Genomic DNA, 14,326 nt, shown 5'->3' on the forward strand with positions numbered 1-14,326 from the left:
CTCACTGCTTGATGTACGGCTGGCCATCGGCCGCCGGCACCCGCACCCTGCCCACGACACCGGCCACGGCGAACAGCGCGACGATGTACGGGAGCATCAGCAGGAAGTCGCCCGGGATGGAGACTCCGCCCGCTCCGGCGGACATCGTCCCCAGGCGCAGCTGGAGCGAATCCGCGAAGGCGAATGTGAGCGCCGCGAGCAGCGCCCCGATGGGATGGTAGCGGCCCAGGATCATCGCGGCGAGCGCGATATAGCCCTTGCCGGCGGACATCTCCTCGCCGAACGCGACCCCGGTGCCGATGGTGAGGGTCGCCCCGCCGAGGCCCGCGACCGCGGAGCCCAGCAGCACGTTCTTCCAGCGGGTGAGGTTCACGGCGATGCCGACGGTGTCTGCAGCCTTCGGATGCTCGCCGACGGCGCGCACGCGCAGCCCCCAGCGGGTGCGGAAGAGTGCGACCGTGAGTCCTGCGACGATGATCCACATGAGGTAGACCAGGATGTTCTGCTCGAACAGCGCTCGACCGATCACCGGGAGGTCCGCCAGCAGTGGGATCCGCAGCGTGGGCAGCCGCATCGGGGCGTTGAACGTGCCGGGGTTGTCGCGCATCACGGTGCCGAAGAAGAACGAGGTGATCCCGATCGCGAGCACGTTCAGCACCACGCCGACGATGATCTGCTGGACGTGATAGCCGACCGCGAACAGGGCGAGCATCGCGCCCATGAGCAGGGCCACGATCGGTGCCGCGAGCAGCCCGATCCAGACGTTCCCGGTGAGCGAGCCGACCAGCGTTGCGCCGAAGGCGCCAAACAGCAGCTGCCCCTCGATCGCGATGTTGATGACTCCCGCGCGTTCGGAGAGCACTCCTGAGAGCGCACCGAACGCGAGTGGGACGGCGAGCACGATGGTGCCCTGCAGCAGGGTGGTCACATCGAGGGTGCGCTCCGAGATCACCCAGGTCATGAACGCGAGGGTCCACGCCACGGCGAATACGGCGAGCAGACCGATCCGCGCCTTGGCCGAAGGCCGGGCACTGCGGGCCTGCAGCGCCCACAGCCCGGCGGAGGCGAGCAGCGCGATGACGGACAGCGCGACCGCAGCTCCCATCGAGGGCACGGTCACCTCATCCGGAACGATGCCGAGCGGGTTGAGGTCGCTCTCACGGGCGAGGACGTAGACGGATTCGACGGCGGGGATCCCCCGGAGGCCGAAGAAGAACAGTGCGATCAGGCCCATCACCGTGGTGGTCGCGGGCAGATGCCACCAACTGGTGGGGCGGATGTCTTCGAAGGTCCGCTGAACGGCGGAATCATCGGTGATGACCACGGGTGCGGTGCTCATCGTTCCTCCTCCTGTGCGTCGGTGGCGTCCTCGGACTGTTCCTCCAGTGGGGACGACCCGCCTTCGGAGGATGTGCCGGTCCCCTTGGCCAGATCCCGGCCTGGTGGCCCTCCGCTGTCCCCGGGGGGCGGGGATGCCGTCTCGGCGGCGGTGGCGGGATGATCAGCTGTGCTGGCCCCGGAGCTGCGATCGGTCGATGTCTCGACCGTGCTGGACGCGAAGTCTGCGGCGTCGGAGGCTGCAGCGGCGGCACCGGACGCGACTGCGGCCATCTCCGCACCTGTCCGGGCCCGACGCGCGTTGCGAACTCGTGCACCGGCGCCGGGATGGTCGATGCGGCGCAGACCGATGAGCGTGCGCACGAGGGGCGGTGCGGCGATGAACAGCACCACCAGCACCTGGATCACCTGGACCAGGTCCAGCGGGACACCCTGATTGGATTCCATGAAGCGCCCTCCGGTGGACAGCGCGGCGAAGAGCAGGCCCGCCAGCACGATACCGACCGGGCCCGAGCGGCCCAGCAGCGCGACGGTGATCGCATCGAAGCCGATGTTGCCGGCGACGCCCTCGGTGAGCCGCTGCTCAGTGCCGAGCACGTGCACGGCCCCCGCAAGGCCCACCAGAGCGCCGGCGACCGCGAGCACCAGGAAGGCAGTGCGAGCCGGGGAGATGCCGGCGACCTGCGCCGCCCGTGGGTTCGAGCCGACGGCCCGGAAGTGGAATCCGATCGTGGAACGGCTCATCAGCCACCACAGCACCACGGCGGCACCGGCGGCGATGAACAGACCCGCGTGGAGGCGGAAGCCGGAGCCCAGCAGCTGCGGCAGCACCGCATTCTCACCGATCGAGGGGGACGTGGGCTGGGACTGGTTCGCGCCGGTGAACGCTGCCGTCTTCAGCGCGAAGAAGAGCAGATAGGTCGCAATCCAGTTCAGCATGATGGTGCTGATGACCTCGTTCGCGCCGAAACGGGCCTTGAGGAAACCTGCGATCCCGCCCCATACGCCGCCGGCGAGAGCGCCGACCACCAGGCACACCAGCAGGTGCACGCCGATGGGGAGTTGGAAGGAGAAGCCCACGTAGCCGGCGGCCATGGCGCCGACGATCAGCTGACCGGTGCCACCGATGTTGAACAGGCCGGCACGGAAGCTGACGGCCATGCCCGCCGAGGCGATGATCAGCGGGGTCGCGACGGTGAGAGTCTCCGTGAGCGGGCGCAGCCCGGCCGAGAGCGCAGGCACCAGCACATAGGTGCCCGAACCACCCGCCTCACGGACCCGCTCTGCGGCCTTGGTGTAGCCGGGAGCGTCGAAGATCGCTCCGCGGAACATCGCACCATAGGCGTGGGTGACGGACTGCCAGATCGCGCTCAGGGCGTCGCCGGGCCGGGCGAAGAAGTAGCCGAGGGTCTGCCGGACCTCCTGATCGGCGATGATGATCAGCACGGAGCCGATGAGGAAGGCGAAGACGAAGCTCATCACGACCACCAGCAGGTCGCCACGGGCGATCTTCTGCAGGGTTCTCGCCAGGGCGGTCTCGGCGGTCGGCTCCGGCGGCGGCGGGGTGTCGGTGCTGCCGGCTCCGATGCCGGGAGCAGAACCGGTCACGGCGGCGTCCACAGCGCTCATCGGTTCCTCCCCTTGCGCTCGTCCCTCGCAGTACGTCGATGAACGGCGCTCATCACGCGATGTCTCCTTCGTCGGCGAGCTGGGAATCAGTGGTGCGGGCGCCCGAGGCGACGGCCTCCCGGGCAGCCTCAGCGGTGTAGCCAGCCATCATCAGTCCGAGGACATCACGGTCCTCGTCCCCGGGGACGATCCCGAGGATGGCTCCGCGGTACATCACGGCGATGCGGTCCGCGAGCTGGGTGACCTCGTCGAGCTCGGTGGAGACGATCACCACCGGGGTCCCCTTGTCTCGTTCGTCGAGGATGCGACGGTGCAGGAACTCGATCGAGCCGACATCCACGCCGCGGGTCGGCTGGGATGCGATGAGCAGGGAGAGCTCACGATTCAGCGCCCTCGCCATGACCACCTTCTGCTGGTTGCCGCCGGACAGGGTGGAGACGGCGGAGACGGGAGACTCGGTGCGGATGTCGAACTCCGGAATCAGCCGTTGGGCGTTGTCCCTGATGGCACGCAGCTTCATCGCGAGGGCGCTGCCGAAGGGCGGGCGGTCGTGCTGGTCCAGCACGAGATTCTCGGCGACGGAGAAGTCGGGGACCAGCGCGTCGTGGGTGCGGTCCTCGGGCACGAAGCCGACGCCCGCGTCGAGCACCTGCTTGGTGCTGCGACCGACCAGTTCCCGGCCCTCGAGCTTCACGGAGCCGTACACGGTGTCCTGCAGCCCCAGCAGCGCCTCGGTGAGCTCGGTCTGGCCGTTGCCCTGCACGCCGGCGATCGCGAGCACCTCCCCGTGGCGCACCTCGAAGGAGACGCCGTCCAGGGTCCGGGTCCCCGCCGCGTCGGTGACCCGCAGATCGGTGACCTCGAGGGCGACCTCTCCCGGTGCGGCTTCGTTCTTTTCCTGTGCCAGGGAGACCTGGCGGCCCACCATCAGCGAGGCGAGCTCGGCCTGATCCGCGCTGGGGTCCGCCTGGCCGACCACCTTGCCGCGACGGATCACAGTGATGCGGTCGGAGACCGCCTTGACCTCACGGAGCTTGTGGGTGATGAAGACGATCGAGGTGCCCTCGTCGCGCAGCTGACGCATGATCGCCATCAGCTCGTCGGTCTCGTGCGGGGTGAGCACGGCGGTGGGCTCGTCCAGCACCAGCACCTCGGCGCGGCGGCTGAGCGCCTTGATGATCTCGACCCGCTGCTGGGCGCCGACGGGGAGGTCCTCGACCAGCGCGTCGGGATCGAGATCGAAGCCGAAGCGGGCGGAGATATCCCGTACCAGCTTCCTCGCGGCGGCGAGGTCGAGCAGACCGCCCTTGGTCGGCTCGTGGCCCAGCACCATGTTCTCGGCGACGGTGAAGACCGGCACCAGCATGAAGTGCTGGTGGACCATCCCGATGCCGGCGTCCATCGCGTCCCCGGGGTCGGAGAAGGAGACGGGCTTCCCGTCGATCACTATCTGGCCGCCGTCGGGCCGGTAGAGCCCGTAGAGCACGTTCATCAGGGTCGACTTGCCGGCCCCGTTCTCCCCCAGCAGGGAATGGATCTCCCCGGGTTCGACGACGAGGTCGATGGCGTCATTGGCCACGAAGGTCCCGAAGGTCTTCGTGATCCCGCGCAGTTCGAGTTTCACAGCACTCGCTTCCATCGGTGCCGACCGGTCCTCCGGCCGAGCGGGGTGGGACACGATACGCGGTCCCCGCCCTCATGGACGGGGACCGCGCAGCGTTCAGCGGATCAGGCCGCCGCGGGAGTGGCCTTGGACTCGACGACCACGTTGCCGTCGATGATCTCCTGCTTCAGGGAGTCCAGCTCGCCGCTGAGCTCATCGGAGACCGTGTCCTCGTGATCGTGGAACGGTGCCAGGCCCACGCCGCCGTTCTCGAGGGTGCCCACGTACGCAGTGGCGTCGAACTCGCCACCCGCAGCACCGGTGATGACGTCCTCAGCTGCGGTGGTCATCTCCTTCATGACAGAGGTGAGGATGACCGACTGGGCATCGGGGTCGGAGGAGTTGGTCTCGTACCCGTCGGCGTCGACCCAGATCACCATGCGGCCCTCGCTCTCCTTGGCAGCGGCGAGGGTGCCGGCGCCCACGGGGCCGGCCACGGGCATCACGATGTCCGCGCCTGCGTTGTAGAACTCGTCGGAGACGGCCTTGCCCTTGGACTGGTCGTCGAAGTCACCGGTGAAGGAGCCCTGCTGGGACTCCTTGTCCCAGCCGAGTGCCTGGACGTCGGTGCCGTGGGTCTCGTTGTAGTGCGCGACGCCGTCGACGAAGCCATCCATGAAGATGGTGACGGTGGGGATGTTGACGCCGCCGTAGGTCGCGACCTTGCCGGTCTCGCTGGTGCCTGCGGCGAGGTAACCGGCGAGGAACGCGGCCTCAGCGGTGTTGAACTCGATCGGCTTGACGTTCTCGAGCTCGATCGGCGCACCGTCCGCGTCCTGCGCGGTGGAGTCGACGATCGCGAAGTCGGTGTCGGGATTCGCCTGAGCGGCCTTGCCGGTGGCGGGCGCCAGCAGGAATCCGACCGTGATGATCAGGTCGCAGCCCTCGGTGACCATGTTGTTGATGTTCGGCTCGAAGTCAGAGACCGTGGTCGACTCCGCGGTGTTCGTCTCGATGCCGAGGCTCTTCTCGGCTGCGAGAAGGCCGTTGTAGCTGGACTCGTTGAAGGACTTGTCGTCCCAGCCGCCGGCGTCGGAGACCATGCAGGCCTTGTAGTCGCTCGAGGCGCCGCCGGCATCGCTGCCGCCGCCGCTCCCTGCGGTCTCCTCGGGGGCGGTGCCGCAGGCGGCGAGGGTCAGGGCGCCGGCGCCGACCAGGGCGAGGGCACGCGTGATGCTCTTCATGAAGGTTCCTTCGGTCTAATGAGGGGCCGGATCGCCCCCTGGGGTCCGTGGCGACAACGCTGTCGCCGTGCGATCTGGACCATATCCGCGCGGAGCACCCGTGTGAGGCCGCTTCGGTCCCAGTCCGTGAACCGTTATGAAATCGACGCGGATGTGACGTATATGCGAACACAGAGCGAACCCTCGAGGTCCGGCTCGGAATCAGGACAAGCCCAGCCCGGCCCAGCCCAGGCCGGGCCGGGCCAGGCCGGGCCAAGCCAGGAGGGAGGTCAAGCCAGGAGTGGGGCATGCCAGGCCCGGGGCCAGGCCAGAAAAGAGGTCAGAGCAGGAACGTGTCAGCCTCAGGAGGGGAGCAGGTCCCGCTGCACGCAGGCCGCCGCGAGCACCGAGGCACCGATACCGATCGCACGCTCGTCGATCATCAGGTCCCCCATATGGAGGTCGAAGGTGCGGCCGCCCGGGGTGCGGGTGCCGAGCCGGGCCAGCGCGCCGGGCACCTTCTCGAGGTACCAGGCGAAGTCCTCGCCGCCCAGCGACTGCGCGGTCGGATCGAGGTTCTCACTGCCGAGCACGCCGCGCACCGCGGCGGCCAGCACCTCGACGCTGGAGGGACTGTTGGAGACCGGCGGCACGCCGCGATCATGCATGACCCTGGCGTCGACGCCCCAGGGACGCACGAGGTCCGCGAGCACGGATTCCAGCAGCTCCTCAGCCTGGTCCCAGGCGTCGTGGTCCAGGCAGCGCAGGGTCCCCTCGAGGGTGCCGCTGCTGGGGATCGCATTGAAGGCGGAGCCGGCGTGGATGCTGCCCCAGGTGAGGTTGACGCCGGAACGCGGATCCATGCGACGGGTGAGCGCGGCTGGCAGCTGGGTGGCGATGGAGCTGAGCGCGTAGACCAGGTCCTGGGTGAGGTGGGGCCGGGAAGTATGACCGCCGGCACCGCGCACCATGATCTTCACCGGATCGGTGGCGGAGGTGATCGGGCCGGACTTCAGCCCGATGTGGCCGACGTCGACGCCCGGGTCGCAGTGCAGGGCGAGGATCGAGTCCACGCCGTCCAGCACGTTCTGGCCGATCAGCTCGAGGGCGCCGCAGGGGTGCATCTCCTCGGCGGGCTGGAAGACGAGCCTGACCCCTCGCTGCAGGCCGCCGGCCTCTGCCACCCGCACCAGGGCGGTCGCAGCGCCGAGCACCGCGCTCATATGGACGTCGTGCCCGCAGGCGTGGGACACCCCGTCGACGGAGGAGCGGAACGCGACGGTGCTCAGCTCCGGGATGCCGAGCGCATCCATGTCGGCGCGCAGGGCCATCAGACCGAGGGAGGGATCGTTGCCCGGGATGTCGCAGAGCAGGCCGGTGTGCGCCATACGTCGCGGAGAGAGGCCGAGCACACTGAGCTGCTCGACGATGTAGTCCGTGGTCGCGTGCTCCTGATGGGAGAGCTCGGGGTTCCGGTGGAGGTGGCGCCGAACCTCGCGGAGGTCGGCGGACTTCTCGGCCACCGTCCGGGCGATCAGGCCCTCCGGCCCCAGCATCGACCGCTGCTGCGCGGTCCCCAGCAGCACCTGCTGCGACTGCTCCACCTGTGCACTCCCTGCGTCTGTTCGGGATGGCCATCGGCGAGGCTCACCGAGGTCCAGCGCCGTTCGCGGTGGCCGTTGCGGGCGGTCGACGTCAGCGCAGGTGGCCCAGCCCCCGCTCTTCGAGACGGGCGACGAGCGTGGTGAGGTCCTGCGCCTGTGCGTCGGCGAGCACCAGCAGCGCGTCCTCGGTGTCGACGATGCTGATGCCGTCCAGCCCGACCAGGGCGATGTGGCGATCCGTGGCACCGTACACCGTGGCCCGCGAGGAGACGGCATCGACCTCGGCGCTTCCCAGCACCCGGACATCCCTCGCGTCCAGAGGCCCGTTCCCGTCCTCCGTACGGAGGCCGGCGCCGCCGACTCCCCGGGAGCCGTTCGCGGCCCTGGCGCGCAGCTGCCGGGCGAGCGCCCCGAAGTCTCCGACGTCGTCCCAGCCGAAGCTGGTGGGCACCACCACGACCTTCCCCTCCGCGGCGAGCGGCTCGGCCAGCGCATGGTCGATCGCGATCGAGGTGAGTCGGGGCCAGTTCCGTGCGAGCACCTCGTCGTACCGTTCGGTGCCGTGCGCAGCGGCGATCTCGCGGACCCCGCGCGCGAGCGGCGGGATCTGGGCAGCGAGCTCGTCGAGCAGCACGGAGGCGCGCACCACGAACATGCCGGCGTTCCAGAGGAAGCGCCCGGTTGCCAGGAACTGCTCGGCACGCTCGCGATCCGGCTTCTCCACGAAGCGTGCGACGGGCAGCGCGCCGCTCGTCGCGAGCTCAGGGTCTTCCTGACCGGCAGGTCCCGGCGTGGACTGCTCGATGTAGCCGAATCCGGTGGCCGGGTGGGTCGGACGGATCCCGAGGGTCACCAGGTATCCGAGTTCTGCCGCCTCCCGGGCGCTGGCCACGGCGCGGCCGAACGACTCCTGGTCGTCGATCAGATGATCAGCGGCGAAGGAGCCGATGACCGCCTCCGGCTGCTCCCGCTCGACGAGGGCTGCGGCCAGCGCGATGGCGGGCATCGAGTTGCGCGGTGAAGGCTCCGCCAGCACGACCGCCGGCATGCCGAGCTGGTCCAGCTGCTCGCGCACCGCCGCCTCGTGACCACTCCCGGTGACCACGATCGGCGGCTGGTCGGTGAGCGGCTCCAGCCGCGCCACGGTGCTCTGCAGGAGGGAGCGACCCTCTCCGGTGAGGTCCAGCAGGAACTTGGGGCGGGAGCGGCGTGAGAGCGGCCACAGTCGGGTGCCGGCACCACCGGCGGGGATCACGGGAACGAAAGGAGCCTGGGGCATCGTGCCAGCGTATCCGCCCCGCGATCCCAGACCAGGGCAGCCCCCACCACCATCACGGGACCCGCCGCACCGCACAGCAGCGGCCCTGCCTGGTGCTACGCTGGCAGGGCCCCTGTCGGGGGCGATGATGATGTCGCCGTGTCGTGAAATGGTCGCCTGCGCGGCGCCCAGGACGCGAAGGTCGCCCGAGCTCTGCCCGGGCGCGCCACGCGCCTCTCTCCATGGCATCTCGTCAACGTTCCCGGCTTCATCCCGACGCTTCTGGAGGATCTCCGTGGCTTCAGCCCAATCCGGGACGCTCTATCGCGGACGCGAGGGCATGTGGTCCTGGGTCGCCCACCGCATCTCAGGAATGCTCATCTTCCTGTTCCTGCTGGTGCACGTCCTGGACACCGCTCTCGTCCGTGTCTCCCCCGAGGCGTACAACGAGGTGATCGGGCACTACAAGACGGTGGTGTTCGGCCTCGGCGAGGTCGGCCTCGTCGGCGCGATCCTCTTCCACGCTCTCAACGGCCTGCGCATCATCCTGGTGGACTTCTGGTCCCAGGGGACCAAGCGCCAGCGCAGCCTGTTCTGGGGTGTGGTGATCGTCTGGGCCATCCTCATGGCCGGCTTCCTCCCCCGCCACCTCATGCACATGTTCGGAGCGTGACCATGAGTGCACAGACCGGAACCTCTATCCCGGATCCCACCACCCGCTACCGCCGCACCGGCCAGCGCGGGATCAACGCCGAGATGCTCTCGTGGATGTTCATGCGAGCCTCCGGCGTGCTGCTGGTGATCCTCGTCTTCGGCCACCTGTTCGTGAACCTCTGGCTCGGCCAGGGCGTCAAGGGCATCGACTTCGCCTTCGTCGGCGGCAAATGGGCCAACCCCTTCTGGCAGGTCTGGGACCTGCTGATGCTGTGGCTGGGCCTGATCCACGGCGGCAACGGCGTGCGCACGATCATCAACGACTACGCGCGCGGTGATCGTCTGCGGATGGTCCTGAAGGGCCTGCTGTACTTCGCCGTGATCGTGACGATCATCCTGGGCACCCTGGTGATCTTCACCTTCGAGCCCTGCCCGGTCGGCGCCGAGCCGAGCCTGCTGCCCTCCTTCTGCGAGGGCTGACGCCCCCGGGGCGGTCGATCCCATCGGCCGCCCCTCCACTCTTCCCGGTCGACCCGAAACGGAGCAGTCACCAGACATGCAGACCCATAATTACGACGTGGTGATCGTCGGCGCCGGCGGTGCCGGCATGCGCGCGGCCCTGGAGTCCTCGAAGAACTCCCGCACCGCGGTCGTCACCAAGCTCTACCCCACCCGCTCCCACACCGGCGCCGCCCAGGGCGGCATGTGCGCCGCCCTCGCCAACGTCGAGGACGACAACTGGGAATGGCACACCTACGACACCGTCAAGGGCGGTGACTACCTGGTCGACCAGGACGCCGCTGAGGTGATGGCCAAGGAGGCCATCGATGCGGTGCTCGATCTGGAGAAGATGGGCCTGCCGTTCAACCGCACGCCCGAGGGCAAGATCGACCAGCGACGCTTCGGCGGGCACACCCGCGACCACGGCGAGGCTCCGGTGCGCCGCTCCTGCTACGCCGCGGACCGCACCGGTCACATGATCCTGCAGACGCTCTACCAGAACTGCGTGAAGCAGGAGGTCGAGTTCTTCAACGAGTACTACGTGCTCGATGTGCTGATGACCGGTGATCCGCGCAGTGACGAGGGTGTGCGCGCCTCCGGCGTGGTCACCTACGAGCTCGCCACCGGCGAGCTTCACATCTTCCGCGCGAAGTCCGTCATCTTCGCCTCCGGTGGCTTCGGCAAGATCTTCAAGACCACCTCGAACGCTCACACCCTCACCGGTGATGGCCCCGCGATGGCCTTCCGTCGCGGTATTCCGCTGGAGGACATGGAGTTCTTCCAGTTCCATCCGACGGGCCTGGCCGGGCTGGGCATCCTGCTCTCCGAGGCGGCCCGCGGCGAGGGCGGCATCCTGCGCAACAGCGAGATGGAGCGCTTCATGGAGCGCTACGCCCCGACGCTCAAGGACCTAGCCCCCCGTGACGTGGTGGCACGAGCGATGGCGAACGAGGTGCGGCAGGGCCGCGGCGCCGGTCCGAAGAAGGACTACGTCTACCTCGACCTCACTCACCTCGAGCCCTCGCACATCGATGCGAAGCTCCCGGACATCACCGAGTTCGCCCGCACCTACCTCGGGGTCGAGCCGTACACGGATCCGATCCCGGTGTTCCCCACCGCGCACTACGGCATGGGTGGCATCCCCACGAACATCCGCGGTGAGGTGCTCCGCAACGCGACCGACGTGATCCCCGGCCTGTACGCCGCCGGGGAGACCGCCTGCGTCTCGGTCCACGGCGGCAACCGCCTGGGCACCAACTCGCTGCTGGACATCAACGTCTTCGGGCGCCGCGCCGGCATCGCCGCCGCGGAGCACGCCGCGGAGGTCGAGCTGGCAGAGATCCCGGAGGGCCTCGAGGCGCCGACCGTCGAGCTGCTCGAGCGGCTGCGCGACCGCCCGGCGACCGAGGACCGCATCGCCGACATCCGCAGCGCGCTGCAGGAGACGATGGACGCGAACGTCCAGGTGTTCCGCACCGACGAGACCTGCCGCCAGGCCCTCGCCGACATCAAGGCGCTCAAGAAGCGCTATGAGACCGTCGCCATCCAGGACAAGGGTCGCCGGTACAACCTCGACCTGATGGAAGCCGAGGAGATCGGCTTCCTGCTGGACCTCGCGGAGATCGTCGCGCTCGGCGCGCTCGAGCGCAAGGAGTCCCGCGGCGGCCACTTCCGTGAGGATTACGAGGCGCGCGACGACGTCAACTTCCTCAAGCACACCATGGCCTATCGCACCCTCCCCGAGGAGGAGGGCCTCGAGGGCACCTCGATCCGTCTGGGCACCAAGCCCGTCGTGATCACCCGTTACGAGCCGAAGGAGCGTACGTTCTGATGACTGCCGTCGCTGAGAAGCCGGAGGCCGACGCCACGGCCGATGAGGTCCCCTCGTTCCAGGTCACCCTGCGCATCGCTCGCTTCAACCCCGAGGATGACAAGGGCACCCATTGGGAGGACTTCACCGTCACCATGCACGGCACCGACCGGGTGCTCGATGCGATGCATGAGGTCAAGTGGCACCAGGATGGTTCGCTCACCTTCCGTCGCTCGTGCGCCCACGGGATCTGCGGTTCGGACGCGATGCGGATCAACGGTCGCAACCGTCTGGCCTGCAAGACGCTGCTCAAGGATCTCGACATCGACAAGCCCATCACCATCGAGCCCATCAAGGGCCTCCCGGTGGAGAAGGACCTGATCGTCGACATGGAGCCGTTCTTCGACTCCTACAGGGAGGTCATGCCCTTCCTGGTCGCCAAGGGTCAGGAGCCCAGCCGCGAACGGCTGCAGACCGCCGAGGAGCGCGAGCGCTTCGACGACACCACCAAGTGCATCCTCTGCGCCGCGTGCACCTCCTCGTGCCCGGTGTTCTGGACCGACGGGCAGTACTTCGGCCCCGCCGCGATCGTCAACGCGCACCGCTTCATCTTCGACTCGCGCGATGACGCCGGTGAGCAGCGACTGGAGATCCTGAACTCCAAGGAGGGCGTGTGGCGCTGCCGCACCACCTTCAACTGCACCGAGGCGTGCCCCCGCGGCATCCAGGTCACCAAGGCGATCGCCGAGGTCAAGCAGGCCGTGATCCGCGGCCGCGTCTGAGCCACCGGCTCCCGGGCCTGCCGGGCCCATGAATGTGCGCTGGGGACTGATGTTCGAGAGATCATCGGTCCCCAGCGCACATTCGTCGTCTCAGGGATGCATGGGCACAGAGGGCGGCTCAGGAGTAGCTGACCACCAGCGGGGCGTGATCGGACCAGCGCGTGTCGTAGCTCGGCGCACGATCCACCTGCGCGGAGGTCGCCTTCGCGGCCAGGCTCTCGGTGGCGAGCTGGTAGTCGATCCGCCAGCCCGCATCGTTGTCGAAGGCCTTGCCCCGCTGCGACCACCAGGTGTAAGGGCCAGGGCCGTCACCGTGGAGGGTGCGGTGCACGTCCACGTACCCGGCGGCGGTGGTGAGGCGATCGAGGTATGCGCGCTCCTCGGGCAGGAACCCGGCGGACTTCAGGTTGCCCTTCCAGTTCTTGATGTCCCATTCGGTGTGGGCGATGTTGATGTCCCCGGTGAGCACCACATGGCGGCCGTCGCCCCGCAGCGCCTCCAGGCGCTCCATCATCACGTCCAGGAAGGAATATTTGTCGATCATCGTCTGCGGCTTCTCGGTGTTGCCCGAGTGCATGTAGCAGGAGATGACCGTCATCGTGGTGCCGTCTCCCAGCGGGTCCTCGAGGTCGGCCTCGAGCCAGCGGCCGGTGTGGGCATCCTCGTCGAGACCCGGCAGGCCACGGCGCACACCGGCCAGGTCGATGCGCTCCAGGGAGGTGCGGGCGGCGATCGCCACCCCGGCGCGTCCCTTCAGCTGCGAGGCCTCTCCCACGATGGACCAGCCCTCCCCCATGAGGCCGGCGAGCAGCTCCTCAGGGGCGCGCACCTCCTGCAGGGTGATGACGTCCGCCGGAGTGGAGGCGAGCCAGTCGGCCATTCCCTTCCGAGCGGCGGCACGCAGTCCGTTGACGTTGACGGTCGCGACTGTCAGGCTCACGCGGGCACCTCGATCCCGGCGGCGCGCTCGGCCGCCTCGACGACATTCTTCAGCAGCAGCGCACGGGTCATCGGCCCGACGCCACCGGGGTTGGGGCTGATCCAGCCGGCGACTTCGGCGGCGGCAGGATCCACGTCACCCACGAGCTTCGCCCTGCCACCCTCGGGATCCTCCTGACGGGAGACCCCGACGTCGAGCACGATCGCGCCGGGTTTGACGTCCTCGGCACGGACCAGGTGGGCGGCGCCGGCGGCGGCGACGATCACGTCGGCACGGCGGAGGTGGGACGGAAGATCCGTGGTCCCGGTGTGGCACAGTGTGACGGTCGCGTTGTGCTCGCGGCGGGTCAGCAGCGCGCCGATGGAGCGGCCGACGGTGATGCCGCGGCCGACGACCACCACGTCCTTGCCGCGGAAGTCCTGGCCGTGGCGCCGCACCAGCTCGATCACGGCGCGCGGGGTGCAGGGCAACGGGGTGTCGATCTCGGTGTAGGCGTTGAGGATCAGGCGGCCGAGGTTCGTCGGGTGCAGCCCGTCGGCGTCCTTGGCCGGGTCGATCCGTTCGAGGATCGCATCGGTGTCGATCTGCTTCGGCAGCGGGAGCTGCACGATATATCCGGTGCAGGCGGGGTCGGCGTTCAGCTCATCGACCACTGCCTCGACGTCCTCCTGGGTGGCATCCGCCGGGAGGTGCTTCTGGATCGAGTTCAGTCCGATCTGCTCGCTGTCGCGGTGCTTCCCGCGCACATAGGCGGCGCTGCCCGGATCTTCGCCCACCAGCACGGTCGCGAGGCCCGGGCGCTGATGCCCGCCCTCGACGAGTCGCGCAACGCGCTCGGCAAGCTCCTCCTTGATCGCTTTCGCGGTGGCCTTGCCGTCGAGGATCTGAGCTGTCATGGCGCTCCTAGGGTTCTCAGGGGTGGTGGGTGGTGCAGATGCTGCAGCGGGGTCCCTGGATGCAGGGACACGTGTGGGGCCCGGCGCG

Annotated in this window: 12 protein-coding genes; 4 read left to right on the plus strand and 8 right to left on the minus strand. The window is 68.8% G+C overall.

Annotated features, from left to right (window positions below; all coding sequences use genetic code 11):
- Window position 1 precedes the first annotated feature (1 nt).
- The 6 genes from ACT3SQ_RS09220 to ACT3SQ_RS09245 form a co-directional block, all read right to left on the minus strand.
- A complete protein-coding gene (locus ACT3SQ_RS09220) occupies window positions 2-1,339 on the minus strand; it encodes an ABC transporter permease (RefSeq protein WP_444601071.1) in 1,338 nt (445 codons plus the stop codon).
- Window positions 1,336-2,967 (minus strand): ABC transporter permease, encoded by a 1,632-nt coding sequence (locus tag ACT3SQ_RS09225; RefSeq protein WP_442332210.1) that lies wholly within the window; start codon window positions 2,965-2,967, stop codon window positions 1,336-1,338. The genes ACT3SQ_RS09220 and ACT3SQ_RS09225 overlap by 4 nt, the downstream gene beginning before the upstream one ends.
- Before the next feature lie 52 nt (window positions 2,968-3,019).
- Window positions 3,020-4,591, minus strand: coding sequence for an ABC transporter ATP-binding protein (locus tag ACT3SQ_RS09230; protein WP_442332218.1), 1,572 nt, complete (start codon window positions 4,589-4,591; stop codon window positions 3,020-3,022).
- Between the two features lie 104 nt (window positions 4,592-4,695).
- Complete coding sequence (locus tag ACT3SQ_RS09235; protein ID WP_441443340.1) at window positions 4,696-5,814, minus strand: BMP family lipoprotein; 1,119 nt, start codon at window positions 5,812-5,814, stop codon at window positions 4,696-4,698.
- 341 nt (window positions 5,815-6,155) lie between these two features.
- Window positions 6,156-7,397 carry a M20 family metallopeptidase gene (locus tag ACT3SQ_RS09240; protein WP_441443341.1) on the minus strand — a complete coding sequence of 414 codons (1,242 nt, stop codon included), beginning with the start codon at window positions 7,395-7,397 and terminating at the stop codon, window positions 6,156-6,158.
- Window positions 7,398-7,488: 91 nt separating this feature from the next.
- Entirely contained in the window at window positions 7,489-8,676 is a 1,188-nt protein-coding gene (locus ACT3SQ_RS09245) for a mannose-1-phosphate guanylyltransferase (protein ID WP_442332211.1), read from the minus strand.
- Between the two features lie 274 nt (window positions 8,677-8,950).
- On the opposite strand from ACT3SQ_RS09245, the gene sdhC reads away from it, so the two are divergent.
- The 4 genes from sdhC (at window position 8,951) to ACT3SQ_RS09265 (ending at window position 12,402) form a co-directional block, all read left to right on the plus strand.
- Complete coding sequence (sdhC, locus tag ACT3SQ_RS09250) at window positions 8,951-9,328, plus strand: succinate dehydrogenase, cytochrome b556 subunit (protein WP_441443343.1); 378 nt, start codon at window positions 8,951-8,953, stop codon at window positions 9,326-9,328.
- A 2-nt stretch (window positions 9,329-9,330) separates the two neighbouring features.
- On the plus strand, window positions 9,331-9,789 hold the full coding sequence (gene sdhD, locus ACT3SQ_RS09255) for a succinate dehydrogenase, hydrophobic membrane anchor protein (protein WP_442332212.1): 459 nt from the start codon (window positions 9,331-9,333) through the stop codon (window positions 9,787-9,789).
- Window positions 9,790-9,865: 76 nt separating this feature from the next.
- Window positions 9,866-11,641, plus strand: coding sequence for a succinate dehydrogenase flavoprotein subunit (gene sdhA, locus ACT3SQ_RS09260; RefSeq protein ID WP_444601072.1), 1,776 nt, complete (start codon window positions 9,866-9,868; stop codon window positions 11,639-11,641).
- Window positions 11,641-12,402, plus strand: a complete 762-nt coding sequence (locus tag ACT3SQ_RS09265) for a succinate dehydrogenase iron-sulfur subunit (protein ID WP_444592108.1) — start codon at window positions 11,641-11,643, stop codon at window positions 12,400-12,402. The genes sdhA and ACT3SQ_RS09265 overlap by 1 nt, the downstream gene beginning before the upstream one ends.
- 118 nt (window positions 12,403-12,520) lie before the next feature.
- Here ACT3SQ_RS09265 and ACT3SQ_RS09270 read toward each other — a convergent pair whose 3' ends face one another.
- Together ACT3SQ_RS09270 and ACT3SQ_RS09275 are read right to left on the minus strand one after the other, a co-directional pair.
- On the minus strand, window positions 12,521-13,342 hold the full coding sequence (locus ACT3SQ_RS09270) for an exodeoxyribonuclease III (protein WP_442332214.1): 822 nt from the start codon (window positions 13,340-13,342) through the stop codon (window positions 12,521-12,523).
- A complete protein-coding gene (locus tag ACT3SQ_RS09275; protein ID WP_441445599.1) occupies window positions 13,339-14,238 on the minus strand; it encodes a bifunctional methylenetetrahydrofolate dehydrogenase/methenyltetrahydrofolate cyclohydrolase in 900 nt (299 codons plus the stop codon). Before ACT3SQ_RS09275 ends, ACT3SQ_RS09270 begins: the two co-directional genes overlap by 4 nt.
- Window positions 14,239-14,326 lie beyond the last annotated feature (88 nt).

Origin of the sequence: Brachybacterium sp. AOP42-C2-15 (assembly GCF_052377065.1) — a bacterium.
Classification (GTDB): Bacteria; Actinomycetota; Actinomycetes; order Actinomycetales; family Dermabacteraceae; genus Brachybacterium.

Excerpts from the sequence above, each read along its gene's own strand:
- ACT3SQ_RS09220 (WP_444601071.1), bottom strand. The coding sequence starts at position 1,339 with ATGAGCACCGCACCCGTGGTCATCACCGATGATTCCGCCGTTCAGCGG.
- ACT3SQ_RS09225 (WP_442332210.1), bottom strand. The coding sequence starts at position 2,967 with ATGAGCGCTGTGGACGCCGCCGTGACCGGTTCTGCTCCCGGCATCGGA.
- ACT3SQ_RS09235 (WP_441443340.1), bottom strand. The coding sequence starts at position 5,814 with ATGAAGAGCATCACGCGTGCCCTCGCCCTGGTCGGCGCCGGCGCCCTG.
- ACT3SQ_RS09245 (WP_442332211.1), bottom strand. The coding sequence starts at position 8,676 with ATGCCCCAGGCTCCTTTCGTTCCCGTGATCCCCGCCGGTGGTGCCGGC.
- sdhD (WP_442332212.1), top strand. The coding sequence starts at position 9,331 with ATGAGTGCACAGACCGGAACCTCTATCCCGGATCCCACCACCCGCTAC.
- sdhA (WP_444601072.1), top strand. The coding sequence starts at position 9,866 with ATGCAGACCCATAATTACGACGTGGTGATCGTCGGCGCCGGCGGTGCC.
- ACT3SQ_RS09265 (WP_444592108.1), top strand. The coding sequence starts at position 11,641 with ATGACTGCCGTCGCTGAGAAGCCGGAGGCCGACGCCACGGCCGATGAG.
- ACT3SQ_RS09275 (WP_441445599.1), bottom strand. The coding sequence starts at position 14,238 with ATGACAGCTCAGATCCTCGACGGCAAGGCCACCGCGAAAGCGATCAAG.